This window comes from Streptomyces sp. DT2A-34 (assembly GCF_030499515.1).
GTDB lineage: Bacteria > Actinomycetota > Actinomycetes > Streptomycetales > Streptomycetaceae > Streptomyces.
In genome coordinates, this window is record NZ_JASTWJ010000001.1 from 2154166 (window position 1) to 2178640 (window position 24475).

A 24475-nucleotide genomic window follows, 5' to 3' on the forward strand; every position below is an offset into this window, starting at 1 on the left:
ACTGGCACGACGGACTGTACGGGAGCAGGCACATCCGGTGACAGTCCGCGTCAACGCGGCCGCTGTCCCGGCATGGCTCCACGGCTCCACCGATGACTTTCTGCGAGCTGCGGGGTCAGTACGGCCATGACTGATGTGAACAAGCCGCCGGTCGTCTCCCGCCGGGAGTGGCTGACCGCGATCGACACGCTGCGCGTCCGGGAGAAGACGCACACCCGCGAGGGCGACGCGATCGCCGCCGCCCGACGACGGCTGCCCATGACCGAGGTGGACCCGTCGGCCCCGCTCGTGGCGGGCGAGGGGCGCGTCCCCCTGATCGACGTCTTCGAAGGCCGCTCCCAGCTGTTCGTGTCGTATCACATGTGGCACGACGGCCGTCCCGCCGCCGACCAGTGCGAGGGCTGCACCTTCTTCACCGGCCAGGTCCGCGAACTGTCCTATCTGCACCAGCGCGACGTCACCTTCGCCGTCTTCTGCCAGGGCCCTTTCGAGGAGTCCGACCGCTACCGCCGCTTCATGGGCTGGGACCTGCCCTGGTACTCCGTACCCGCCGAGTCGCACGAACGGCTCGTCGCCGGCCGCCACTTCGGGATGAAGGCGAGCTACCTCCGCGACGGGGACCGCGTCTACGAGACGTACTGGACCACCGGCCGCGGCGTCGAACCCATGGCGCCGTCCTACGGCATCCTCGACCTGACCGTCCACGGACGGCAGGAGACCTGGGAGGACTCCCCGCCCGGCTGGCCGCAGCCGTACGAGCCGCTCGGACAGCAGTTCCGCAAGGACGGACGGCCGACCGCCCCATGGGCACGGATCGCCGCCGGCCACGACGACGACCTCCACAGCGGACAGCCCGGCACGGGCACGGGCAGCTCAGGCTGCTGCGCGTGAACCCGAGCCCGACGGCCGTCCGGGGCTCAGACTGTCGGGTCCCAGAGCCCCCCGGCCGCGTCGCGGGCGAGGTGCTCGGCATAGACGCCGACCTTCCAGGCGATGACTGAACGGCACTCCTCCAGCGCCTGTATCTGCGCCTCGACGCGCTGCTGGTGGGCGTCGAGGAGTCGCAGGCGTTCGGCCTCGTTGCCCGGACCGTGCCGCACCAGCTCGGCGAACCGCTTGAGTTCGGCGAGCGGCATGCCGGATTCGCGCAACTTGACGCAGATCAGCAGCCAGTCGACGTCGACTGTGGTGTAGCGCCGCCGACCGCCCGCGGTGCGCTGGACAGGTCCGACCAGCAAACCCTTCGCGCTCGTAGAAGCGCAGCGCATGCACGCTGAGTCCGGTCCGCTCGGCCACCTGGCCGATGCTCAGTGGTTCCGCGGGGGTCTCGGTGGTCGCCATGCCACCAGCCTAGGACTTGATCTAGACCTCGCTCCAGATCGTAGCGTCGTCGTCATGACCACCACTGATCAGCAGCCGCTCGGCTCGCCCTTCCGCGCCACCAGCACCGCCGAGGACGTCATGGCCGGCCTCGACCTCTCGGGCGTCACTGCCGTCGTGACCGGGGGCTACTCCGGGCTCGGTCTGGAAACCACCCGGGGCCTGGCGGCCGCCGGGGCCCGGGTCATCGTTCCGGCACGCCGGGCCGGCATCGCCCGCGCCGCTCTTGACGGTGTCGACGGCTGCGAAGTCGTCCCCATGGACCTGGCGGACCTCGACAGCGTGCGCACCGCCGCCGCGCGGATCAACGACTCCCTCGACCGGCTCGACCTCCTCATGGCCGTCGCCGGCGTCATGGCCACCCCCGAGCGACGCGTCGGACCCGGCTGGGAAGGCCAGCTCGCCGTCAACCACTTCGGACACTTCACGCTCGTCTGCGAGCTCTACCCACTCCTCGCCGCCGGTTCCGGTGCGCGCGTCGTCGTCAACAGCTCCGCGGGACACACCCTGACCGACATCCGCCGGAACGACCCGCACTTCCGCACCGGATACGACAAGTGGCTGGCCTACGGCCAGTCCAAGACCGCCAACTCCCTGTTCGCCGTGCGGCTCGACGCCCTCGGGCGCGACGACGGCGTCCGGGCGTTCGCCCTCCACCCGGGCAAGATCATTACCGGGCTCCAGCGCGAGATGACGCTTCAGGAGCAGATCGAGCGCGGCTGGGTGGACGAGCAGGGCAACGTGATCGGCGCCGACTTCAAGACCCCCTCCCAAGGCGCCGCCACCGGTCTGTGGGCAGCCACCTCTCCACTCCTCGACGGCCGTGGCGGGCTCTACCTCGAAGACTGCGACATCGCGCGCGTCTCTCACCCCGCCGAGCCCATGGATGACGGCGGCGTCCGCGCGTACGCCATCGCCCCGGAGGCGGCCGCACGGCTGTGGGACCTGTCCGCCGCGGCGACCGGCGCCACCCCGATCCCTCGCTGAACCCGCGCGCTTCGCCGGCACGGCGTCCGCCCCTGACGGCCGCGCGCCCGGCCCGGTTCGAGCACCCGGGCCGCCCCAGAACCTGTGCCTCAGCCCAAAGAGCGCCCAGAGATCACAGCCGTACGGTCATGCACATGATTCAGCATCGAACCATCGACGTGAATGGGATCCGACTGCACATAGCCGAGGCAGGCGAAGGCCCCCTCGTCGTGCTCCTGCACGGCTTCCCCGAGCCATGGCACTCCTGGCGCCACCAGTTCGGCCCGCTGACCCGACGCGGGCTTCCGCGTGGTCGCCCCCGACCAGCGTGGCTACGGACGCAGCGACCATCCCGACGACGTCGACGCGTACAGCATCCTCCACCTGGTCGGTGACGTCGTCGGCCTCGTCCACGCCCTGGGCGAGGAGACGGCGTACGTCGTCGGGCACGACTGGGGCGCGCCGGTCGCCTGGTACACCGCACTGCTGCGGCCGGACATGGTGCGCGCGGTGGCGGGACTGAGCGTGCCCCCGCCGTCCCGGGGGACACGCGCACCACGCTCCGGAAGTTCTTCTACTCGGCTTCCGGCGACGCCCCCGGGGACGTCAAGCAGCCGCTGGTCGACCCCGAGCGGGGCTGGCTCGCGGACATGCCGGACCCCGAGGTACTGCCGTCGTGGCTCACCGAGGACGATCTCGACGTGCTGACCGAGAGCTTCTCCAAGGGCTTCACCGGCGCCCTCAACTGGTACCGCAACCTCGACCGCAACTGGGAACTGACCGCCCCGTGGCACGGCGCCGTCGTCACCCCACCCGCCCTGTACATCTACGGCGACCGCGACCTCGTTCCCGCTTTCCCCGGCACCCCCGAATTCATCGAAAGCCTCCCCGCCCGCATGCCCAACCTGTGGCGCGAGCCCCTCGAACTGGCGGGTTGCGGACACTGGACCCAGCAGGAACGCCCGGACGAGGTGAACGCGGCGCTCGTCGAATTCCTCAGGCTCACCTGACACCCGGCCGGGCCGGGCCCGGCGGTTGGGGACGGGCTACGAGGTCCATCCGCCTTCAAGGCTCGGCGCCTGCGGTCGGCCGCGGCCCCGCGGACCGGCACTCCCCCGTGGGCCGCGCTTCGTCCGCGATCCGGTGGCCGACACCGCCACGAGCGCCGCCAACGCCTCCGCCATCTCCGTGAGTTGCCGCGGCGAGGCGGGTTCGGGCCGGCCCAGGCGGCTCTCCACACAACTGGCCTTCGGTCAAGGCGAGTTGGCCCAGCAGAAGCCGACGGTGCAGGACGCCGTCGACGAGGGTGACCAAGAGCTCCGCACGGTGCCGCGCGTCGGGTTGGCCGATGTCCGAGAGCGCGTCGGCCAGTGCCTCGACGAAGGCCGCGCGCGAGGTATGGAAGTGGCACAGCAACTCGGGTGTGCGCACGGCCTCCAGTTCAACGTCTGACGGGCCCGACCGATCCATCGTCAGGCCCGTCAACTGTCCTCGTACGGCGGCTACGGTCATCCCAACGGCGAACCGGTGGGCAGGCTGGGCGACTTCTGGAGCTGGGCGTGCTCCGACCTGGCCAACAACACCATGCGCGGTGTCCTGGCCGAGTACCTCGTAGCCACGGCGCTGGGCGCCGCGATCGGCACCCGCACCGAATGGGACACCGTTGACATCCGCACACCCGGGAAGTGGCGCGTCGAAGTGAAGTCGGCGGCATACCTGCGGTAGTGGGCGCAGTCCCAGCTGTCGGACATCTCGTTCTCCATCGCGCCGGCCTCTGGCTGGGACGCCCAGACGGGCACCGCCTCGGCCGACGTGATGCGCCGCTCGGACGTGTACGTCTTCTGCCTGTTGCACTACCAGCACAAGCAGACCCTCGATCCCCTGTCGGTGGATACGTGCGACACGGCGGACAGCGGATGGACGGTGCCCGCATGGGGCGCATCGAGGCCGCACCGGAATGGCGTGGCGACGGCGGGTGCGGGAGGGGCCCGTTGGGGGCGGGGCAAGTTCCGGCACGGATGCACGAGGTGCGCCCTCGAAGGAGCGCGAGAGGTGATCGACGCTGCCGGGGACTCGGGCCGTACCGCGCACGCCAGCCCTCGCCGCGCTCCCTGGACAGACGGCACGTGGCCATCTGGTCTCGGCGGAGGGCGCTGACGTGGGTCGCTATCCGCAACCTCGGGGGAAGGCTACGCTGTTCGTACTGGCCCCAGCCCCCGGCAGTGATGCTTTGTTCCGCTCCGGGAGGCCCGCCGTGTTCGTTCTGCTTCTCATCCTGATCGTGGTCTTGTTCGGCCTCGGCTTCATCAACCCCATCTGGTGGGTGGCCGCGGCCGTGTTGGTCTTCGGCGCCACCCGGCACGGCCGCGATCGCGGGGGAGGGTGGATCCGTGACGACGGTTCCGATCTCGGGGACTACCGGGACTACGAGAACCGCCGGGATCGTCAGGACCGCTGGAACCGTCGCTACAGCCGTCGGCACCGGGCGCGCTGGAGGCGCGAGGACCGGCGGGACCATGAACGCCGCGGGTGACCGATGAAGTTGCCCGGCATCCAGAGATTCCGGGGCGGCTTCAGCCACACCGGACGCACGGAGATCGCGGAGAGGCAGATGCCATGCATCGCACAACCTTGCTCCCGGAGAATGGGTGGGATCTGGCGGCTGAGGCCTCGGCGGAGAATGCCACCGGTCAGGATGTCGTCGCACTGCGCGCCGAGAATGATCAGCTGCGGCGGGCACTGGCCGGCCGTATCGTCATCGATCAGGCGTGCGGCATGGTGATGATCCTTGTCCCCTGCCGCCGTGGACCGGCCAGGAACCTGCTGGTTGACATCTCGCGGCAGTGCAACACCAGTCTTCCGGACGTGGCTGCGGCCATGATCGCTGCCTGGGAGGGGGAGCCGCTCTCGCCGCTGATGCAGCGGGCGCTGCGGCGTGCGCTGCGGCGGCTCTACGCGGAAGACCGAGGATGTGACTCACCACCGGCGGACGAGCCGTCCGGAAGGAGAAGGTCATGATTCACGCAGCCGACGTCCGAGAATGGCGCAACCGCGATGTCGTCGACACCGAGTCGCGCAAGATCGGTGTTCTCGAGGCGGTCTATGTGGACACCACCACCGATGAGCCGGCCATGGCCACGGTACGGACCGGGCTGCCCACCCGGCATCGTCTTGTCTTCGTCCCCATTGGGGACGCGATCGTCGGGCCGGGCTATCTCAGGGTCGGTTATGTCAGAACGCTGGTGAAGCAGGCCCCTTCGATCGGTACCGACGATGTGCTGCCCGCCGAGCAGGAGGAAGCGGTCTTCAAGCACTACGGACTGCCCTACAAGCCCGGTGCGGCCGGAGAACGGCAACTGGCGCGCCGCTGACCCCCTATGGATGGGATGACTGCCTGTGAGGTACGCACCATGCGCCAGCTGACCACGCCCCGCGAAGAACAGCGGTTGTTGACGGCCGCGGCGTCGGCGGAGGAATCGGCTCTGCTGACCGAGGTCGTCGAACTACGCGCCACGAACGAGCAGTTGGGACGCGCGCTGGCGAGCCGTGCGGTGATCGACCAGGCCCGCGGCATGGTGATGGCCCTGGCCCCATGTCCCAGCGACAGGGCCTGGGACCTGTTGGTGGACGTGTCGCAGCACTGCAACATCAAGCTCCGGGACGTGGCCGCGGCCCTGGTCGCCACGACCAAGGACGAGGCGCTCCCGGAACCGATACAGCGGGAGCTGCGCCGAGGGCTGCGGTGCCTCCGTCCGGCAGACCGGCGGTGACGGCATGCGGGCCCAGCGGACGGCACCGGGAGCTGTGAGCTCAACTCTCCGGTGCCTTCGTCCCGGACGGCCGTCGGACGCCTCCGTTGTGCAGCCCACCTCGCGGAACTCAAACTCCGGCCTGCCCCTTCCCTGCCCCCGAAGCCGTTGAGCAGGCAGAACGCTCGAAGAGCGCCACCCCGCCGACGGCGTCACCGCGGCGGCAGGTAGACGGTGAGCGTACGTGTCGCTTTGTCGAGGTGGAGTGTGTCGGCGGCCGGACTTACTTCGCCGTCACGGGTGTAGTCCTCTTCCTCGCTCATTCCGTCGATCCGCAGCCGGGTGACCGTGGTGGCCTGGTAGACGCGGGAGCGGGCGAGAGTTCCGGTGAGGAAGGCGGCGACGAGCCGGGTGCGGGCGAAGGGGTGGCTGCCGTCGACGGTGCGGATGTCGAGGAGTCCGTCGTTGAGGCTGCGGCGGTAGGAGGGCGCGAAGCCGGGCGGGTCGTAGCGGCTGTTGCCGGCGAACAGCAGCCACAGCCGTCGGTGCCGCCCGTCGACTGTGACCTGGCTGGGGGTGCCGTCGGCGAGAACGCGGAGCAGGCCGATGCACAGGGCGGGCCACTTGCCCAGGCGCCTCTCGCGGGCTTCCCGGGCCCGGACGAGTTCGGGGTAGGCGCCAATACTGAAGGTGTTGAGGAAGTACGTGCCGGCACCGTCTGCGGAGGTGACCCGGCCGAGGTCGACGGCTCCGCCGGAACCCGCCTCCACGGCGCCGGCGGTGGCCTTCAGGGTCGCCAGTCCGAGGTCGGCGGCGAAGTGGTTGAGGGTGCCGGCGGGGAACACGGCCAGTGGCAGTCCGCTCTCGGTGGCCCGGACTGCTGCCGCGTTGACCGTCCCGTCGCCGCCGACGACGCCGAGCGCGCCACCCCGGGCTTGCACGTCCTTGGCGGCTTGGTCGAGTACCAGGTGCAGGTCGACGCCACTCGCGCAGAGCCGTATGTCCGCCATCGGCAAGAGGATCCGTAGTTCGGCTTCGGCCGGGGTGTCGCCGCCCGCATCGCTGTTGACGACGGCGATCAGCCCCAGACCCGCGGGAAGGGCGGGGACGGGTTCGTTCGGCCGGGCGGTGTCGGCTGGTTCGTCCACGTGCAGCGGCCACCAACGGCAGGTCGCCACAGCGATACCGATCCCGAGTGCGGCGCCCGCGAGGACGTCATCGGATGAGCACGTGCTGGTGCGGGCGCGAAAGACGACGGATGCTGCGGCAAGGGGGACGAGCGCGGTGCCCAGCCAGGGCGACTCCAACGTGACGGCTGTGGCGAAAGCCGCGACGGCGGCCGCATGCCCGGACGGCAACGCCCGGGTGGCGGGCCGAGGCAGAAATCGGTGGCTGGAGGCCGACTTGGCGGCGGTGCCGACGGCGGCGGAGGCCAGGGCCAGCGAGCCGGTGCCGCGCAGGGCGGCACGGCGTGCTCCACGCTTGCCGGACAGAGCCATGACGGCCGCACCGGCCAGCCACAGCAGCATGGGGCGGGTCGACGCGACGCGCGCGAAGAGCCGTGCATCGAGTCCGCGGAGGTGTCTCATGGCGACTGCGTACCCGTAGCGGTGGCGACCACGCGGCTGCCCGCCGACACGAATCAGCCAACGACGCCTGCCGCGCTGCCGGTTGACCATCAGGTCCGGACAGGACCGCCCAGGGTCGTCCCGTTCGGCTGGGCCGGCGGGGCTGTCCGGGCGGGGACGGCCCGTGGTGGGGGGGCCGGCTGGAGAGCGCGCCGGGTCCTCCGACGCGCCACGTTCGCCGCCCGCGCGTCCCGTAGGCAGCCGCGGTTGCGTGGCGCGGAACTTGTTTGAAGGCGGGCTGTCCGGGAACCCGTCCGCGGTGCTTCAGACCGGAGGCACGCCCGTGGGAGCGGCTGTCTCTGCTCCCCAGTGCGCTGCGGTCTGCCAGCTCCCACGGTGAGCGATGCCACCGATCAGGGAGACGCGCCCATGCCGCACGAACGCACGCAGGGCTTGCGAAGCGCACGTTCCTTTGCCGACGCCCCGGACACCGATGCCGCCTTTCGCCGTATCGCCGCCCTGCCGGAGGGCCCGGAGAGGACCGCGCTGCGGCAGGAAGTGGTGTGCGCCTGGAGGCCGATGGCCGTACGGCTCGCCCGGCGCTTCCGCCATCGCGGCGAGACTTTCGAGGACTTCAAACAGGTTGCCCAACTCGGCCTGGTCAAGGCGGTGACCCGCTTCGACCCCAGTCCCGGCACCGCTTTCCCGGGCTTCGCCATACCGACGATCCTCGGCGAAGTGAAGCGGCACTTCCGTGACGAACTCCGGGTCGTGCATGTGCCGCGGCGTGTACAGGAACTGCGCGGCCGGGTCAGCTCCGCCGGCAATGAGTGCTCGTCGCGGGGCGGCCACGAACCCTCCGTCCACGAGATCGCAGCGCACAGCGGCCTGTCCGAGGCGGAGGTACGACTGGGCCAAGAGGCGCTGGAGAGCTTCGCCGCCCTGTCCCTGGACGCCGTGCCCGGCCACTGCGCGGACAGCCACCCACTGACCGACACCCTCGGTGGCCCGGAACCCGGCTTCGACATGATCGTCAACCGTGAGGCGCTCCGCCCGCTGCTGCGGGAGCTGCCCGAACGCGAACGGCAGATCCTCTGCATGCGGTTCTTCTGCGAGATGACACAGCACCGCATCGCCCTGCAACTCGGCATCTCCCAGATGCACGTCTCCCGCCTGATCACCCGCACCTGTGGACGCCTGCGCGGCCATGTCATGGCTGAGGCCAACGATCGGAGGAGGGCACCGTGACAACGTCCCGGACGCACGGGCAGCGCCGGGCCGCCAGGCCCAAGAGCCGCCACTCGGCGGAGAAGCAGACGCTGACCGCCGCCGGGCGGGCGGGCTTTGCCGCACGCGGCGTGGTGTACGTCCTCATCGGTGTACTGGCCGTCCGGATCGCCCTCGGCAGCGGCGGCGGGACGGCGGACCGCGAGGGCGCGCTGGCCCAGGTCGCGGCGCAGCCCTTCGGCAGGACCATGCTGTGGGCGCTGGTCGTCGGCTTCGGCTGCATGGCGTTGTGGCGGGGCGCCCGCGCGGTCCTTGGCAGGGGGCCTCGACGCAAGGCGCCCTCGCGAGTGCTTGACGGCGGACGGGCGCTCTTCTACGCCGCCATCTGCTCGGCCACGGCCGCGTACGCAGCCGAGGGCGGCCAGGGCTCCAGCGGCAACGCGCAGTCGCAGGACTGGACGGCATCGGCACTCGAACTGCCCTACGGCCAGGTGCTGGTGGGTGCCGCGGGCTGCCTCCTGATCGGCATCGGTGCGGTACTCGCCGTCCGGGCGGCCATGCGGCGCTTCCTGCGACAGCTGGACACCGGCACCATGAGCCACCGTACGAAGCAGGTCGTCACCGCTCTGGGCGTCGGCGGAGGCGTGGCACGGGGCATGGTGTTCGCCGCGGCCGGGATCTTCATCCTGGTGGCAGCCGTCCGCTTCGACCCGGACGAGGCCAAGGGCGTGGACGCGACGCTCCGCAGCTTCACACAGACACCGGTGGGACCATGGCTCCTGGTTGCCGTCGCGATCGGGCTGGTTCTCTTCGGAGTCTTCTCCTTCGCCTCGGCCCGCTGGCGCCGCCTGTGAGTGCTCCACGCGTCAGTGGGCCGGGCGTCGGTGGGAGCGCGATACCGAGCGTACGAGCAGGTACAGCACGGCGGCGATGAGGAGCAGCACGCCGATGGAGAGCAGATACAGCATGCCGTCGACGACAGCGCCGATGACGACCAGCGCGATGGCGCCGCTGAGAAGAACCAGGAAGAAGGCCATGGTGCTACGCCTCCCGGGGTCGTGGCGGATGGGCGGACGAGAGGTCGTCCACCCAGTAGTGCGGTGCCCTCCGGACACGCACATACCTCAACTTCGGGGTAAACGCAACCCATGGCGGTGGCGTGCCGGGCAGAACGGTTCTACCGTGAGGACAGGAAGCAGATCCCGGAGCACGTCATGATCATCCTCGGACTCGTCATTCTCGTTGCCGCGGCGGTCATCGGTGCCGCCGGGGTTCTTTCCAACAGTGGCAGCGCCCACGATTTCACCGGCGGATTCTCCGTCTTCGGAGTCGACGTCACCGGTTCCACCGGCACCCTCTTCCTCTACGGCATCGTCGTCGGGGCGGCGGCTCTGCTCGGGCTGATCCTTATGCTGACCGGTACACGCCACGCCACTCGTCGCGGCCGCACCGCACGTCGCAGGCTCAAACAGCCTCAGCGCGAGACTTCCGGGACCGAACAGGAACGGGACGTTCTGATCAACGAACGCGGCTCCGCCCGCGCGCAGACGGCGCAGGCGGAGGGGGCTGACGAAGACCCCGCCGGCCCGGTCGAACGCCCCCGTCGCAAGGACCACTGGTTCCGCCACCGGGCCGCCCACTGACGATCCAGGTCGGCCGCTCTCATACGTCGGAAGGCCGTGCGGGTCCTCCGCTGGATGCCTCTCTTCTGGGCTGTGGGATACGCAGGGAGTGGGTGTTTCTCATGGAATGGCTGAGAAGGCTGCCGGTGATCGGAAAGCTGATGCGTACGCACGCTGGGCGGGCGTTCGAGCGGCTGGATGCAGTCCACTGGGCCCGGCTCGCCGCGGCCATCACCTTCACCAGCTTCGTCGCGCTCTTTCCGCTGATCACCGTGGGCGCGGCGATCAGCGCCAAGCTGCTGAGCGACGACCAGCTCGGGGACCTCCAGGACGAGATCGCCGACCAGGCGCCGGGCCTCTCCGACCTGCTGGACCTGGACGGTCTCGTCGCGCATGCCGGATCCGTAGGGCTGATCGCGGGCGCGCTGCTGCTCGTGATCGGCATCAACTGGGTCGGCGCCCTGCGCGGGTGCCTGCGCGCGGTGTGGGAGAAGGAGCAGGACCCGGGTAATCCCATCCTGCTCAGGGTCAAGGACGCCGTCGTGCTGGTCGGTCTCGGCGCGGTCGGGCTGGTCGCGATCGGCAGTTCGGTGTTCGCCAACATCGCCGTCGGCTGGGCCGCCGACGAGGCCGGCATCGAGGGCGGGGCGGGACGGGCCCTGCTGTTCTTCGCCGGCCTGGCCATCGCCCTGGTTGTCGACTTCCTCCTGCTGGTCTACGTGCTCACCCGGCTGCCGCAGGTGCATCCCGGCCGGCGTGCGGTCGTGGTCGCCGGGCTGATCGGTGCGGTGGGCTTCGAACTGCTCAAGTGGCTGCTGACCGGCTACCTGCAGGGCGTTGCGGGGAAGAGCATGTACGGCGCTTTCGCCGTGCCGGTCGCCGTCGTGCTGTGGATCAACCTCATGGCCAGGCTGCTGCTGTACTGCGCCGCTTGGACAGCGACCGAGACGGGGCCGGCGGTGCGGTCCGGCGAGACAGCCGAGGGCGAGGGCCCGGAGCCCGACATCAGCCCCGCAGCCGCCGCGCCACAGCGGGCGTCAGCCGGCAGCGGCGCACCAGCAGCACCGCGCCTCCAGAAGCACGGCCCGTGATCCGAGCGTGGTTCTTCATACTCGGGCAGCCGCGTGCGGTCACCGCCTCGGCGACGGTGTCAGGGCACCAAGCCTGGGAGAGGTTCGGAGTCGTCGATGAAGGCGCGGGCCAGTTCGGACAGGCGCCGGTTGTGGGCGCGGGCGTAGCCGCGCAGCGCGGTGAAGGCCTGTTCCATGTCGATGCAGGTGAAGACCACGGGAGAGGGCCAGTGGATGGCCGCGCTCCGCGCGTCAGGCAGAGGCGCCCAAGTAGGCGCGTGCCCACTCCAGCCGAAGTCGGATCGAATACAGGGCCTGCTCGCCCAAGTCCCCATCCGGCTCAGCGAGACGACGCTCCAGGGCATCGCAGTACTCACCGATCACGACAGCCTCCCGCCAGCGCCCGGCCTCCTCACGCATCACCAGCCGCGAGCCGCTCAAGCAGCGCGCACTGCCGTTCGTTCGGAGCAGGCCCGTCGTTCCACAGCCTCCAGCCCACACCGCACAGGCACGCCCTGTATAGACCCGAAAGAACGGCGCCTTGCCGCCGGAGTCCCGCTGGGCCTTCCGGCTGCATCATCGAGAGCCTCACCAGTCCTCGACGCGTCACCGACTCTGGTCAGCCTGAAAGTACTTGAGCTACAGGTCAGGACCCCTTAGCCACCGGCTCCAGAATCGCCACGCACTCCACGTGATGAGTCATCGGAAACATGTCACCCTGGACGCAATGGTTAAAACAGCAGGTCAGAGAGGCTTTCGGATCCCAAATGCGGGCTAGCAGGCGCCCGGAGCGTCAAATGAGCGTCACGGCCGTACGTCGGTTCGGCACGAACAATCTGGTGATGAGGATCGCCGTACTGGGAACTGGCAACACGCCGACGCGCTCGCCACCCACTGGGTGCGGGCCGGGCATGAGGTGACCATCGGGGGACGGGACGCACACAAGGCGGAGCGGCTCGCGACGCGCATCCGAGGCAGCACGAATCCTGCCAGTCTGCGCGCGGCGGCCGACTCCGGTCAGGTGGTGTTGACCGCGCTGCCATTCGGGGCAGGAGGCGACGCGGCCCGGGACCTGCACGCGGCTCTGGATGGCAAGGTGCTGATCGACTTCTCCAACCCGGCCGGGCCGGGCTTCCGGCAGCTGACGGGAGGAGGTTCCTCAGCCGCGCAGCAACTGGTCGTGGCGGCGCCAGGAGCCCACGTGGTCAAGGCTTTCAACCTCTGCCACCAGGACGTATAACGCCAGTGGTCGCCCGCGCCCAGAGTGCGCTCATAGTCCGGCGCCCGAACCGTCACCGGCAGCCCTTTCCACCAGGGCGGCGCCGACGAGCCCGGCACCGGAGCGAGCGCGGCGCCGTTTTCTCCTCTGCCTCGGTCGTGGGGGGTCACGGCAGTGGACTCGGCCGCGGAGACTGCCAGGGCCTCGACCAGTTCCTCCCGCGCGATCACCCGCCGGTCCAGCTCGATCTTCGCGGCCTCCAACACCTCAGCCAACCGCACGACTTCCTCCCGCAAGCCCTCCACACGAACGCTGCCAGCCGCCTCTCGCTCCTCCAGCATTCCCAGCACCGACGCCACCGCGCCCCCTCGACCATGAAGCGGACACAAGACGTCGCGATGCCTCCCCCAACCCAAGCGAAACCATGCCTGATCAGCAGGAATCGAGCGTTCACGTTCGATTGACATACGGCTTCTCACGTCAGCCTGGCAGAGAGGGAACCCCCAGGATGCGCTCCACCTCAAGCGCGAGGTCCCTGACGACCGCCTCATCGACCACGTCAGATCGTGAGATCAAGGAGTAGTCGACATCTTTGTGCGAAGGCTGCCACGCCCACAAAAACCTACGCCAGTACCGTGGGGCCGGTTCGTCGATGGACAGTTCTCGTAGGCCGACAGCCTCAGGGGTAACCGCGGTCCGATGCGCCTGGTTGATCTTCAATAGGGCTGGATCGCCGCACTCCATCGCGATCTTCTCGAAAGGGATGGCAGCGTATGGCCGACTCCGCTTGAGTCCCGCTGACAACTCTGCCATCACAGCACTCACGGGGCCTTCCTGGACTCTCAGGCGGACTACTCGGGTCGACACCAAGAAACCTAGGACCTCCCGGGTCGCGCGCACCTCACGGTTGGCGGTATCGGTGCCGATCAGCCAGTCCCGGTCACCGGTCACCCGCGAAAGCGCGAGCGCTGACGTAGCCGCCAGCGCGGTGAAGAGCGGCGTCCGAGCCTCCCGCGCCAAGCCTTGGGCCGCACGGAACGCCTTCTCACTGAGCCGGAAGGTATTGGTCCTCATTTCGTAGGCCGCCGGTTCCGGGCGGTTGGGGGACACCGGCTGTGCCAGGAGCGGAGGCCGGTAGCCCTCGAGCTCACGCCGCCAGTGGCTCAACGCCTCGTCCCCGACGCTGGCCCACGCCGCATGTTGGCTGGCTGTCAGGGTAGACGCCCTCGGAGCCGGTTCGACAATTGCCTCGCCGTCCGTGCCCACGGTGGCCTCATGTATTGCCTTCAGGTCCCGCCACAGCACACCCAAAGACCAACCGTCGTAGATGAGATGGTGAATGGCGAGTATCAGGTAAGTCTGCGTGGAGTCAGCAATGAGCCTGGTCCGGAAGAGAGGCGCGCACGGAAGCGGATAGCCGTAACGGACGTCGCGAGCGAGTTGCCGAATTTCGTCCAGGTTAGCGCGGTGCTCGAGCGGTGGGATCGAGGATTCGCTGTCGTCGAGTTCAACGAGCGTTCCAGAACCCGGGTCGTAAGCGAGTCGGAGCGATTCGTGTCGCCGCCAGAGCAGCTCAAGATCTCGACGTATGGTCCCAGGGTCCGTGCCGTCTGCCACGACGAAGAGGAAGACCGCATCATAGAAGTGCGCGGCCTCGGGATTCCGGCCGATCTTGGCCATTAGATCGAGCTGTACGTAATTGAGAGGGAGACCGGACCCTGACAGTGCGTTTGTTTGTTTTATGTGATCCATGATGCGAACCAGACTACTAAAAATCTTCGATGACTCATCGATGGTCTTCGAAGATAAGGGGGCGGCGAAAAGTAGGCGGCCGACGCTCACATCGCGCACCTATCTGCACGCCTGCCCACAGCTGATTACCGAAGCCGGACCTTCTCAGTTCGAAATGTCCTCTGGATTAAGGTGCTCGACACGGTTGACCCAGTCAACGCTGGCGGGTCCGTCACCAAATCTCAGTGACAGATGCCCGGTGTTGTCCAGCCGAAAGCGTTGCCACGGCGGTCCGTCCCAGCCAAGCACCGCCGCCAGCACGAACTGGCTGAAGTGCTGATGGGTGACCACGAGTACGACGTCGTCCGGCCCGTGCGCCTCGCGTAGTCGGGCGAGCAGGCGTTGAGCGCGGGGGACGGCCTGCTCGTCCTGGGTCTCGAGCCCACCACTCCACGGCTCGTCGGAGGAGTGGAAGAGGCCGGGCGGCGCCTCGACAGCCGGACAGTGCTGGAGAAGTTCCATCAGCGTCGCACCCGGACGGGCCTGGCGAGTGCGCATCGGAGGGTCGAACACGTGGATCCCGCCGACTTCGTAGGCATCCGGGTGCAACAGCACAGGCCGCCGTGCGGCGTCGGCGAGCGGACGGACGGTCTGCACTGCCCGTGTCGTCGGGCTGGCGTACAGGTGCGTCGGTGTGAAGGGAGTCCGCTCGTCAAGCAGTGCCCTTCCCAATGCCTCAGCCTGCCGCATGCCGAGAGCGGACAGCGGTGGGTCGGGCACCCGGCCCAGGTAGTGACTCACGTCTGGGGCGATTTGCTCGTCGGTTTGATTCCTCCCGAGTCCGGCTGCCATTGCCTCTGCGAGCCGGACGTTATTGGTGGACTGACCGTGACGGACGAGAATGAGCTGCATGCAATCACCGTTCCGCTGACCTTATCGACCCGTGACCAGGAGCTACCCGACTACGCAATGACCCACTGGCTCGCCGTCGTGTTGGGGAATCGGACCTCGCGCTGCACGCTGCGGCGGGTGCCGTGTGCCCTGCCGGCAGCTCAGCGCGGCACACGGCACTCAAGAGGTTGCGTAGCCCTTCTCTTGGATGCCGTAAAGCTCGGCATAGCGTCCGCCCTTGTCCATGAGATCGGCGTGGCTGCCGACCTCCACAACCTGTCCATGATCCATTACTACGATCACATCCGCCGAAGTGACCGTGGAAAATCGGTGGGAGACCAGGAGGGTGATCGCCCCGCTGCGTGTGGCGATTGCCCGTGAGGCGGTGCTGAACTGCTCAAAGATGGCGTGCTCGCTAGGCGCGTCGATAGATGCCGTGGGTTCGTCGAAGACGGCCAGGAGCGGATTCTGGCGCATGCTGGCTCGCGCGAGAGCGATGCGTTGCCACTGCCCCTCGGAAAGCTCGATGCCACCGACCTCCGATCCCACCACCGTGTCGAGCCCCGCAGGTAGTTTCGACAGCATGTCGCCGGCCTGTGCGCCACCGAGCGCACGGTCGATCGCGGCGTCATCGTCCATGCTCGACAGATCCCCCAGCCCGATCCCGACCCGGACCGGCACATGGAACCGGCCGAAGTCCTGGAAGGCTCCGGACATGCGCGCGCGCCAGGCGACGGTGTCCACCTCGTCCAGGTCCTCACCATCCACCAGGATGGCGCCCGAGGTGGGTTCGTAGAACTTGCAGAGCAGCTTCACCAAGGTCGTCTTGCCCGATCCGTACTCACCGACGAGTGCCACGGTCGAGCCTGCTCGCAGTGACAGCGAGATGTTCCGGAGGCTCGGCGACTGCGCGCCGGCGTAGGCGAAGCTGACGTTTCGCAGTTCAATGCCGTCCACGAGCCGTTCGGGCGGTAGCCGGTCGGCCGGCCTTCTCGTCGCGGCCTGTCGTGTTTCGCGGAGCCACAAATACGGCTCGATCATTCGGGAAGCGCTGGACACCGTGGCGAAGCTGTCGACGGTTGTTGCGATCGACTGCCGCAGCGTCGTGGCGACGACCACGGTGAGCGTGATGTCTCCGAGGTTGACACTGCCGTTGACCGCCTGCGAGACGGTCCAAATCAGTCCCGCCAAGAAGCCGCTGGCGTAGCACGCCCACCCAGCGGTGCTCCACACGCTCGCGCGAAACTGCGCGCGGGAACGGCGGGACATGAGCGAGTCCCAGGTCGACCGCTGTCGCTGGAGCAACTCGTCCGCTACCCCGGCGGTGCGGATCTCCTTCACGTATCGAGCGTTGGTGAGGATCCCGTAGAGGTGCTGCTGATGACGGTACATTTCCGCCGTCTCCAGATCCGTGGCCTGAACGACACGCTGCCCTCGGGCGTCACACCAGACAGGAACGGTCGCGAGCAGCGCAAGCAGCCCCAGCCACGGGGTGACAGCGCCCAGGAGGACCACCATGATGAGTACCTTCAGCATGTTGGAGCATGCCGTGAGGAAGGTCCACAGGCTGGCTGCCAACGGTGTGGTCCCGCCTCTGACGAGGGTCACTCGGTCGAGATAGTCGCTTCTCTCAAGGTGCTCCATCCCTTCCATGGCCGAGATGTCGCGATGGATCTCAGGGTGGAGCACGAGCCGTCCGAAACGGTCGGACGTCGTGCGCACGAGCGCGTCCGTCGCGTCCTGGCAGGAGATGCTGAGCGCATACGCTACGGCCGCCAGTGCCGCAGCGGTTACCGCCCGCGTAACGTCGCCCTCCGTGCTGGCGTTAACGGCTGCCCACACCGACAGTGCCGTGGCAGCCACGACGAATGTGGAGATCGTCAGGGCCGCCAGCGAGGCGGCCGTGTAGCCCGGCATCAGCCGGCCACACCGCCTCAGCATCTCCCACCTGATCGCCAGTCGCTTGGTCACGCGTCCTCCTCGAGCATGGTGAAGCCCTTGTTGAAACGCTCGGCTTGAATCCTGAACATGTGCGCGTAGTGCCCGTCGAGCCGCATAAGGTGCTCGTGCGTCCCTGCCTCCTCGATCCTGCCTTCGCGGAGAAGAAGGATGCGGTCGGCATCGCGGATCGTGGACAGTCTGTGGGTGATGAGGAGCGTCGTCGTGGTCCCGCGTCGAGCGTTGAGGCGCATAAACGTCTGCCGCTCGGTGTCCACGTCGAGATGGGCCGTGGGCTCGTCGAGGACCAGCAGACCCGGCGCCCCGCCCAGCCCCATCAGGGCCCTGGCCAGCACCACCTGTTGCCACTGCCCACCGGACAGGTCGACTCCGCCCTCACGGTTACGCGACACCATGGAAGCCAACCCGCTAGGCAGCCGGTCGATGACCGGCTGCAGTCCGGACTCCGCGATAGCCGCTACCAGGGCATCGCGGTCCGCCGGCAGTTTGGACTGCCCGAGCACGATGTTGTCCTCGAGCGTGGACTCGTACTTGATGAAGTCCTGGAATACGGCGGAGATCCGGCTTTGCCAGACGGACTGCGGGATGCTTGCCAGGTCAACCCCGTCGACGAGGATGCGACCAGAGCTCGGGCGGTAGAGCTGGGTCAGTAGCTTGACGAGGGTGGACTTGCCAGCGCCGTTGAGTCCCACCAGTGCAACGGTGGCCCCCGCCGGGATCTCGAAGGAGACGTCTGCCAGTACGGGCGGCAGGTGCGGGGCATAGGCGAACGACACGTCCTCGAACACGATGTGAGGGGGCCCGCCGATAGGGCGCCGAGCTGCGGGCAACGACGGAACCGCAGTGTCCGGGGGTTGGGGAAGGCTGCGGTCGTCAGGGTCCGCCAAAAGCGTCCGCAGTTCCTGCGTGGCGTTTCGGAGATTCGTCGAGCCCGACATCTCGATGAGGTCCCAGCTCGACGAGGTCGCCTGGTGAAGCGACCAGCTGCCCATCAGCACCGCGGTCAGCACCCCTACGGACGTCTCGCCAAGTGCGGTCGAGTGCGCCGCCAGGACGTACGCAGGCACCAGGCCGGCGACGATGAGCGCGAACTGAGTCCACTCGGATCTGACCAACCGGATGGCGTAGGTCCACAGCGGGAGGTTCGCCTTGAGAATGTGCGAGTGCATGGTCTTGACGGTCCAGTCGGCCAGGCCGAACAGTCGGATTTCCTTGGCCTCCGGTCCCACTGTGGCGCGCCGCCACACGTCGGCTGGTGCCTCGCCACCGGCGGCCCACTTCCAGCGGGCGGCAACGCCGAATGCCTCCCGCTTGCGCAGGAACCGGTTGATCAGTGCCGGCACAGCCACGATGGGCACCAACCACCACGCGTACCAGCACAGCGCGAGAGCCGCCGTGGCCGCAGCGGCCACGTTGACCAACCACCTGAGTTCTGCCGTCGCGCCCTTGGCGGGAGTGGCCTCGAACCCAAGCATGGGATCGGCCGCGACCTCGCGCAGCAGCGTGTGGGTCCCGGATGCCTCGAGGGCGACCACGTCCAGGGTGGACGAGGCCAGCCTCGCAACCTCGGTGCGGTGTGCCCCGTCGATGGCGGCCGATGCCGCGAAGGTGAGGCTCGGGGTCCATGCGTCCGCCAGGTGCCCCGCTATCAGAAGCACGCCGAACAGCGCCAGAGGGCCGATCACCGGGTCAAGCGAGCCGATGGCGTCGGCGCGCTGTACCCCGCGGACCGTCAGTCCGAGGGAGACACCGACCAGCGGTGGGGTCGTGCAACGGATCAGGAGCACGACTGCCAGCAGCACGGTGCGGCCTCGCGGCACGTCGCGGAAGAGGCCGAGCAGGTCTCGACGGTCCGCCCAAGTGTGTCGGGGTGGTCTCGTCTGACGACTCTGCAACTGAGCGTCAAATTGCGTTTCGGTCACGGCTGTATCTCCTGCCACGGCGTCCATCCGTCAGTTCGCACGGCGATGCCCCTCCAGCGGCAGCGTGGAGGAGGCGCCCAACCACGCCCGCACGGACGCCGGAGTCTGGTCCTTCCACTCTGCCTCGACGTAGGCCAGGGCACCCTGCCTGCTGTCGGGCCCGTGCACCGTACGCCACCCACCCGGCAGGGGTTCGTCGGCAGCCCACAAGCTGTGATGACCCTCAGCGTTCACCACCACCACGAAGCGATCCACGTCAGATCTCCTCGGCAGTCCTCGACGAGACGAGCGTGACGAGCCCGCCGGCTGTCGGGTTCGCGAAGACGTCGTCGACCTCGAGTCGCACCCCGAACTCGTCCTCGATCCGCGACACAAGCTCCAGAGCGGCGAGCGAGTCGCCGCCCATGGCATAGAAGTCCGCTTCGGCGTCGTCGGGTCGGTCACCGAGGACCGCGGTCATTATCGTCAGGATCGCGGTCAGGAATCTCTCGTCGGGCACGGTCGCGGTCCCGGTGGCGGCACCGGTGCTTGGCATCGCGCCGGTGACCGGCTCGTCCGCAAGGCCGGTGCCGATCGGGCTGGCGCCGGGTCGGATGGGGCCTGCAAGGGCGGCCCGAACCATAGCGGGGGGCCGAACGTCGTCGTGCCAGTAGCGGCTGAGGGCGAACGGGGAGCCGGGCAGATGCACGGTCACGACATCGTCGTAGAGGCCGCGCCAGAGCACGTCATGGCCGAGCGCCCAGGCTGTCACGAAGTCTGCCATAAGGCGCGCGAGGAGATCGGTGCCCAGGTGCTGGTCCAGCATCGACGCGCCCCACGCCCCGGGCCGTGACGCCTGCGGCTCAGCCGGGGGATGGGCGTTCGACGGGGTCGGCAGCTCGGGCCGTGGCTCACCCACCACGAGAGACTCCAGTGCGGCCCCGTTGTGAACCGCTCCGGGATCGGTGGAGGCTCTATGCGTTGACTCCAGCCGCCGGTTGGGGCTGGTGTTGAGCGTAGTAGTTGGTCTCGTGCTCGTGGGGCGGGATGTCTCCGATCGCGGTGTGGAGGCGTTGGTTGTTGAACCAGTCGACCCATTCCGCGGTGGCAAGTTCGATGTCGGAGAGGCCCTGCCAGGGCTTGCGGGGCTTGATCAGCTCCGTCTTGTAGAGGCCGATCTGGGATTCCATGAGCGCGTTGTCCAGGGCGTCGCCGACGGTGCCGATCGAGGCGTCGATGCCGGCGTCGAGGAGGTGGGCGGTGAACGCGAAAGATGTGTATTGACTGCCCGCATCCGAATGGTGAACCAGGCCCGGTCCAGCAGGAGTTCCGGCACGGTCTCGACGCCACAGCGCCATGTCGAGGGCATCGAGGACGAGCTTGGCCCGTTTGCTGGTGGCGGCGGACCAGCCCACGATCGCGCGGGAGAACACGTCCACAACGAACGCGACGTAGACGACCCCGGACCAGGTGGCAACGTAGGTGAAGTCGGCCACCCACCGCTCGTTCGGACGTGACGCGGTGAAGTCGCGTTGCAGCAGGTCACCAGCCCGTTCCTGGCCGTCGTCCCGGATGGTGGTGCGGATCTTCTTCCCGCGGCGGGCGCCCTCCAGACCGAGATCACGCATCAATCGGGCGACGGTGCAGCGGGCCGCCGTTATGCCTTCGCGGTGCAGTTGCCGCCAGACTTTCCGTACCCCGTAGACGCTGAAGTTGTCCGTGTGGACGCGGCTGATCTGCGTTTTCAGCTCGGCGTCGCGGACCGACCGGGCGCTGGGGGTGCGGTTCTTCGCCGCGTAGTAGGTGCTCGTTGCGATCTTCAGTCCGTGGCTGGTCAGGACTCGGCAGATCGGCTCGACTCCGAACACCTGGCGGTGTGCGTCGATGAACGCTACGAGCGTTTCGACGGCCGGTCGAGCTCGGCCGCGAAGAAAGCCGACGCCGCTTTCAAGATCTCGTTGGCCCGCCGCAGTTCGGCGTTCTCGGCCCGTAGCCGCTTGATCTCCGCGGCCTCCTCGGACGTCGTGCCGGGCCGATGACCGGCGTCAACTTCGGCCTTGCGGACCCAGGTCCGCACCGTCTCAGCCGCACCGATGCCCAGCTTGGCTGCGACTGCCTTCATCGCGGCCCACTCGGTCGGGTAGTTGGGGCGGATCTCCGCGACCATGCGTACCGCACGCTCACGAAGCTCGGGCGGGTAGGGGGACGGACGTGCCATGACTCGATCCTCTCAAGGAATCGAGCCTCCATCAGACCCGGAGCGGTTCACTGGGATCCCAAGACGGTCAAGGAACGAGGCGCCCAAGCCCTTCTGCGTTTCCGCATGGACTTCCTGCTCCTGCTACCCCACGGCCAGCGGATTGTCCTCGAAGTCGACGGATCCCAGCACTACACCCGCGACCACGGCCGGACCCCCGACACCGCCAAGTACGCGGAGATGATGGCTGGCGACCGGGACCTCAAGCTCAGAGGCTACGAGGTCTACCGCTTCGGGCACGACGAGCTCCGGGACGAAGCCTCGGCCCTTAATCTCCTGGGCAGATTCCTCCCCGAGCTCTTCCAGCGCTACGGCATGAACAGCTAACAAGCACGGCCCGGCCGAACCATGGCGAATCCGCCGCTGCGGCACGTCGGCGTCAAAGTCTTCTCCGCCGGAGGCGGTTGAGCTCTTCCCGGCGGCTCGCGGCCACCCGGCGTAGGTGTGCGACTGTGTCGTGGTGTTGGTGGCAGTTCGGGGTGCACTCGGCGGTCATACCAGGCAGGCTGCCGGTTACTTGTGCGATCTCGTCGCTCGGGCTGCCCGTAAAGGCGAGGGCCTGATTGTGCTCGGCGATCTCGCAGTCGTCGCCGGCGTCCGTCATCTGCAAGTCAAGGCGCCCTGGTGCCCCTTCAGGGCCATCGAACCAGATTCGGCATCCTCGCTCCCCGTACGCGCAGGTACAGGTGCGCATATCCTCCTTGACCGCGATTCCACAGAGCGGGTGTGTCAGGCGCTCGATGATCACGTCGTGGTCCGTCCAGCGTGCACGGGCAAAGGTCAGACGAAACCCGTAAGTGTTGGTGTCCTTGGTGAAGCCGGCCATGTCCAGCCAGCCGGCTGCGGAACGGAACATCGGCAGCCGCCGCAGCAGGGCGCTTCCGAGGGCTGCTGTCTCCCGCCAGCCTTCTTCAAGCCAGCGGTGTTCGCGTGCGAAGGCCCGTTCGCCCGGCGTCAGACCGGGGTATCTGCAGGGGGACGACTCTCCGCACTCGGCCGCGGTCAGGTGCCTGATCTCCTCCGCCTGACTCCAGGCCCGATCGGGAACACCTTCGAGCCGGAGGCTTGCCGTCGTTCCGTGGAGTCCGACGTCGAGCCTGCCGTGGCCGGCGCCGACCAGGCGTAGGCCGCCGACCCCTCGCAGGTCGTCCTTGCCGCCGGACGAGAACAGTCCCCAGGCGATCAGCTCGGCCAAGCCTTCAGGGTCGGAGTCGGCCGCGAAGCGGATGACGGGACGCGGCTCGTCCGGGATGACCCGCACGATGCGAAGCGGTCGGGTGGTGTACGTGGTGGGGTACTCCAGCAATGCACGCAGGACCTGCCCTTCGAGGAACGCCTGATCGCCTCGGGCGGAGGGGATGAGAGGGCTTCCTTCCGGAAGCCGAGCAATGCGTTCCTTGGCGCCGGCCCAGGTTTCCCCGGTGTAGCGGCGGCACAGGTCGACCACGTCGCTCTTGGGCACGACGGTCTCCTTCGTGCGCTGCCGGATCCCAGCGCGGGAAAGAGTTGCTGCCAGCGAGAACGACGATCATGCACGGCATGGACGGAGCACTCGAGGGTGCCTGGGGCTTTCGACACGCTGCGCCATTGATCCGGACAGGCGCACGACGAGGGTTCCCTCAACCCGGACCGGACCGTAGAGGAGCCGTAGCGGACAATGCAAGCATTCACCCCCGTCCGAGTGAACGGCGCCGCCGGAATCACCAGTCAGGTACCCGTCGAGTACGAGACCAGCTAGATTTCTGCTGCGGCTGACCACCGCTCCCCGGAGATGCATCGGCCCTTCTTCTCTCCACGCTCGGGTGAACCGGTCCTCAGCAGCCCCCCTGCGCATCCGTTTGGATCTCAATTCCGCACGTCCTGGGCCGAGACGTTCAGGAGACCCATGAGCGCGATGCACCAAGACGTTTCCTTGCGCCGGCGCCTCTACACGGGGGAGAGCGTCCAACAGGCACGCCGGGCGATTGATTCGCTTGAGCCCGATGCGCCCCCGATCCCCTCGGCCGCCTCGTCGGCTCAGCAGTACTTCGAGGCTCGCGTGCTTCTCGGCCTCCTGGAGTTCCGGAACGTCTACACCCGTTACCCCCTCGGCATCACCGGGGTGCACCCAGAGCCGGACGGCATTGCCTTGTGCGTAGAGGGTGAAGAGCGGGCGGCCGAGATCCTCTTCAACCTCCTCCCCACGTACGTATCGGACCACGAGGTCCACGGTGTGCCGGGGCTTCGCATCACGCGGCGAGATCGCACGGCAATTGAACTGGGCGTGCTCGGCGAGCCCACCCGACTGCGACTGACCGGCCTGCCGGCGAGACTCTGGCGCAGCGCCATCGCGAGGATGCTCGACAAGTGGATCGACCCGGACGTCAAGCTCCTGTGCTGGAAGTCCTCACCGAAGGCATGGACAGATGCCGAGCGTGGGCATCAGGCTCAATGGGAGGGCCCCAGCGACCACTTCACGCAGGTGCAGCAGCGTGGTGCCTGGCTCGGCAGTGGGTTGCTGCGCCGAGCCGCCCTTCTGCACACCGTGTCCAACACGTTCCTCATTGACGGCTACGGCGGCGCTTCCGACGTGGCACGGCTGGTCCTGCGATCCTCCCACGTGCGCGGACAGGGGCCCGGGCCGCACAACATCGTCGCCGCCCTGACGTACCCGACATTCGGACTGCCTCTGCACCTCACGAGGTTCCGCGGTGACACCGACGAAACCTACGGCGGCGACCAGCAGTTCGTCCTGGGTGACGTCGGCAAGACGGCCATCCTCGATCTCCGGGCCACAACAGAAGGACCCCACTCCCGCCTGCAGCCGGAACTCTGGCAGGCAATCCTGCGCCGACTACCCGACACGGGCTTCGCGAGCAGCCTGTCCCCGGGCACCCTCGCCGGGCTCTGCGGCTTCGGAGCGGCCTAGGCGGTGTCTTCAAATGATCTTGAGTGG

Annotated in this window: 26 protein-coding genes and 2 pseudogenes; 16 read left to right on the forward strand and 12 right to left on the reverse strand. The window is 68.2% G+C overall.

From position 1 onward, the window contains the following. Positions 1-126 precede the first annotated feature (126 nt). Positions 127-891: a DUF899 family protein gene (locus tag QQM39_RS09270; protein WP_301996214.1), complete on the forward strand. Its 765-nt coding sequence runs from the start codon at positions 127-129 to the stop codon at positions 889-891. A gap of 26 nt (positions 892-917) precedes the next feature. On the opposite strand, the pseudogene QQM39_RS09275 reads toward QQM39_RS09270, so the two are convergent. Continuing rightward, a pseudogene (locus tag QQM39_RS09275) lies at positions 918-1341 on the reverse strand (MerR family transcriptional regulator). Positions 1342-1395: 54 nt separating this feature from the next. On the opposite strand from QQM39_RS09275, the gene QQM39_RS09280 reads away from it, so the two are divergent. From QQM39_RS09280 to QQM39_RS46125, 3 genes are all read left to right on the forward strand, one after another. Then, entirely contained in the window at positions 1396-2367 is a 972-nt protein-coding gene (locus QQM39_RS09280) for an SDR family NAD(P)-dependent oxidoreductase (RefSeq protein ID WP_301996215.1), read from the forward strand. 288 nt (positions 2368-2655) lie between these two features. Next, positions 2656-3054, forward strand: coding sequence for an alpha/beta fold hydrolase (locus tag QQM39_RS46120; RefSeq protein ID WP_367668915.1), 399 nt, complete (start codon positions 2656-2658; stop codon positions 3052-3054). Further along, positions 2997-3356, forward strand: coding sequence for an alpha/beta fold hydrolase (locus QQM39_RS46125; RefSeq protein WP_367669714.1), 360 nt, complete (start codon positions 2997-2999; stop codon positions 3354-3356). Before QQM39_RS46120 ends, QQM39_RS46125 begins: the two co-directional genes overlap by 58 nt. A 55-nt stretch (positions 3357-3411) precedes the next feature. Here QQM39_RS46125 and QQM39_RS46130 read toward each other — a convergent pair whose 3' ends face one another. Further along, positions 3412-3858, reverse strand: a complete 447-nt coding sequence (locus QQM39_RS46130; protein ID WP_367668916.1) for a hypothetical protein — start codon at positions 3856-3858, stop codon at positions 3412-3414. A gap of 15 nt (positions 3859-3873) precedes the next feature. On the opposite strand from QQM39_RS46130, the gene QQM39_RS09295 reads away from it, so the two are divergent. The 5 genes from QQM39_RS09295 to QQM39_RS09315 all read left to right on the forward strand — a co-directional run bounded on the left by QQM39_RS09295 (position 3874) and on the right by QQM39_RS09315 (position 6116). Beyond that, positions 3874-4071, forward strand: a complete 198-nt coding sequence (locus QQM39_RS09295) for a hypothetical protein (RefSeq protein ID WP_301996217.1) — start codon at positions 3874-3876, stop codon at positions 4069-4071. Between the two features lie 529 nt (positions 4072-4600). Continuing rightward, a complete protein-coding gene (locus QQM39_RS09300) occupies positions 4601-4879 on the forward strand; it encodes a hypothetical protein (protein ID WP_301996218.1) in 279 nt (92 codons plus the stop codon). Between the two features lie 83 nt (positions 4880-4962). Then, positions 4963-5364: an ANTAR domain-containing protein gene (locus tag QQM39_RS09305; RefSeq protein WP_301996219.1), complete on the forward strand. Its 402-nt coding sequence runs from the start codon at positions 4963-4965 to the stop codon at positions 5362-5364. Continuing rightward, positions 5361-5717: a PRC-barrel domain-containing protein gene (locus QQM39_RS09310; protein WP_301996220.1), complete on the forward strand. Its 357-nt coding sequence runs from the start codon at positions 5361-5363 to the stop codon at positions 5715-5717. The genes QQM39_RS09305 and QQM39_RS09310 overlap by 4 nt, the downstream gene beginning before the upstream one ends. A gap of 39 nt (positions 5718-5756) precedes the next feature. Next, complete coding sequence (locus tag QQM39_RS09315) at positions 5757-6116, forward strand: ANTAR domain-containing protein (RefSeq protein ID WP_301996221.1); 360 nt, start codon at positions 5757-5759, stop codon at positions 6114-6116. Positions 6117-6307: 191 nt separating this feature from the next. Here QQM39_RS09315 and QQM39_RS09320 read toward each other — a convergent pair whose 3' ends face one another. Next, on the reverse strand, positions 6308-7684 hold the full coding sequence (locus QQM39_RS09320) for a diacylglycerol kinase family protein (RefSeq protein ID WP_301996222.1): 1377 nt from the start codon (positions 7682-7684) through the stop codon (positions 6308-6310). A 408-nt stretch (positions 7685-8092) separates the two neighbouring features. On the opposite strand from QQM39_RS09320, the gene QQM39_RS09325 reads away from it, so the two are divergent. Next, positions 8093-8911, forward strand: a complete 819-nt coding sequence (locus tag QQM39_RS09325) for a SigB/SigF/SigG family RNA polymerase sigma factor (protein WP_301996223.1) — start codon at positions 8093-8095, stop codon at positions 8909-8911. Beyond that, positions 8908-9744 carry a DUF1206 domain-containing protein gene (locus QQM39_RS09330; RefSeq protein ID WP_301996224.1) on the forward strand — a complete coding sequence of 279 codons (837 nt, stop codon included), beginning with the start codon at positions 8908-8910 and terminating at the stop codon, positions 9742-9744. The genes QQM39_RS09325 and QQM39_RS09330 overlap by 4 nt, the downstream gene beginning before the upstream one ends. 12 nt (positions 9745-9756) lie before the next feature. Here the strand turns inward: QQM39_RS09330 and QQM39_RS09335 are convergent, their stop codons facing one another. Continuing rightward, positions 9757-9927 carry a hypothetical protein gene (locus QQM39_RS09335; protein ID WP_301996225.1) on the reverse strand — a complete coding sequence of 57 codons (171 nt, stop codon included), beginning with the start codon at positions 9925-9927 and terminating at the stop codon, positions 9757-9759. A 177-nt stretch (positions 9928-10104) separates the two neighbouring features. Here QQM39_RS09335 and QQM39_RS09340 point away from each other — a divergent pair, with 177 nt between their 5' ends. The 3 genes and pseudogenes from QQM39_RS09340 to QQM39_RS09350 all read left to right on the forward strand — a co-directional run. Beyond that, on the forward strand, positions 10105-10533 hold the full coding sequence (locus QQM39_RS09340) for a hypothetical protein (RefSeq protein ID WP_301996226.1): 429 nt from the start codon (positions 10105-10107) through the stop codon (positions 10531-10533). A 101-nt stretch (positions 10534-10634) separates the two neighbouring features. Beyond that, positions 10635-11603 (forward strand): YihY/virulence factor BrkB family protein, encoded by a 969-nt coding sequence (locus QQM39_RS09345; protein ID WP_301996227.1) that lies wholly within the window; start codon positions 10635-10637, stop codon positions 11601-11603. Between the two features lie 821 nt (positions 11604-12424). Beyond that, positions 12425-12819 (forward strand): annotated as a pseudogene (locus QQM39_RS09350) (NADPH-dependent F420 reductase); the annotation flags it as partial. A 462-nt stretch (positions 12820-13281) separates the two neighbouring features. On the opposite strand, the gene QQM39_RS09355 reads toward QQM39_RS09350, so the two are convergent. The 7 genes from QQM39_RS09355 to QQM39_RS09385 form a co-directional block, all read right to left on the reverse strand. Further along, on the reverse strand, positions 13282-14481 hold the full coding sequence (locus tag QQM39_RS09355; protein WP_301996228.1) for a condensation domain-containing protein: 1200 nt from the start codon (positions 14479-14481) through the stop codon (positions 13282-13284). Between the two features lie 216 nt (positions 14482-14697). Further along, positions 14698-15444: a histidine phosphatase family protein gene (locus tag QQM39_RS09360; protein ID WP_301996229.1), complete on the reverse strand. Its 747-nt coding sequence runs from the start codon at positions 15442-15444 to the stop codon at positions 14698-14700. A 159-nt stretch (positions 15445-15603) separates the two neighbouring features. Further along, positions 15604-17394 carry an ABC transporter ATP-binding protein gene (locus QQM39_RS09365; RefSeq protein WP_301996230.1) on the reverse strand — a complete coding sequence of 597 codons (1791 nt, stop codon included), beginning with the start codon at positions 17392-17394 and terminating at the stop codon, positions 15604-15606. Next, entirely contained in the window at positions 17391-19304 is a 1914-nt protein-coding gene (locus QQM39_RS09370) for an ABC transporter ATP-binding protein (protein WP_301996231.1), read from the reverse strand. The genes QQM39_RS09365 and QQM39_RS09370 overlap by 4 nt, the downstream gene beginning before the upstream one ends. Positions 19305-19334: 30 nt before the next feature. Next, a complete protein-coding gene (locus QQM39_RS09375) occupies positions 19335-19559 on the reverse strand; it encodes an MbtH family protein (RefSeq protein WP_367668917.1) in 225 nt (74 codons plus the stop codon). 1 nt (position 19560) lies between these two features. Further along, on the reverse strand, positions 19561-20109 hold the full coding sequence (locus tag QQM39_RS09380; RefSeq protein WP_301996232.1) for an acyl carrier protein: 549 nt from the start codon (positions 20107-20109) through the stop codon (positions 19561-19563). A gap of 148 nt (positions 20110-20257) precedes the next feature. Next, positions 20258-21501 (reverse strand): IS3 family transposase gene (locus QQM39_RS09385; RefSeq protein ID WP_301996233.1). Its coding sequence is split into 2 segments (ribosomal slippage): positions 20258-21219 and positions 21219-21501, totalling 1245 coding nucleotides; the frame shifts between segments, so codons are not numbered across the junction. A 105-nt stretch (positions 21502-21606) separates the two neighbouring features. Between QQM39_RS09385 and QQM39_RS09390 the strand changes: the two genes are divergently transcribed. Further along, positions 21607-21867, forward strand: coding sequence for a hypothetical protein (locus tag QQM39_RS09390; protein WP_301996234.1), 261 nt, complete (start codon positions 21607-21609; stop codon positions 21865-21867). Positions 21868-21919: 52 nt separating this feature from the next. Here QQM39_RS09390 and QQM39_RS09395 read toward each other — a convergent pair whose 3' ends face one another. After that, the gene (locus QQM39_RS09395) at positions 21920-23002 is read right to left on the reverse strand and encodes a hypothetical protein (RefSeq protein ID WP_301996235.1); all 1083 of its coding nucleotides are present in this window, start codon (positions 23000-23002) and stop codon (positions 21920-21922) included. 423 nt (positions 23003-23425) lie between these two features. Between QQM39_RS09395 and QQM39_RS09400 the strand changes: the two genes are divergently transcribed. Continuing rightward, entirely contained in the window at positions 23426-24448 is a 1023-nt protein-coding gene (locus QQM39_RS09400; RefSeq protein WP_301996236.1) for a hypothetical protein, read from the forward strand. Positions 24449-24475 lie beyond the last annotated feature (27 nt).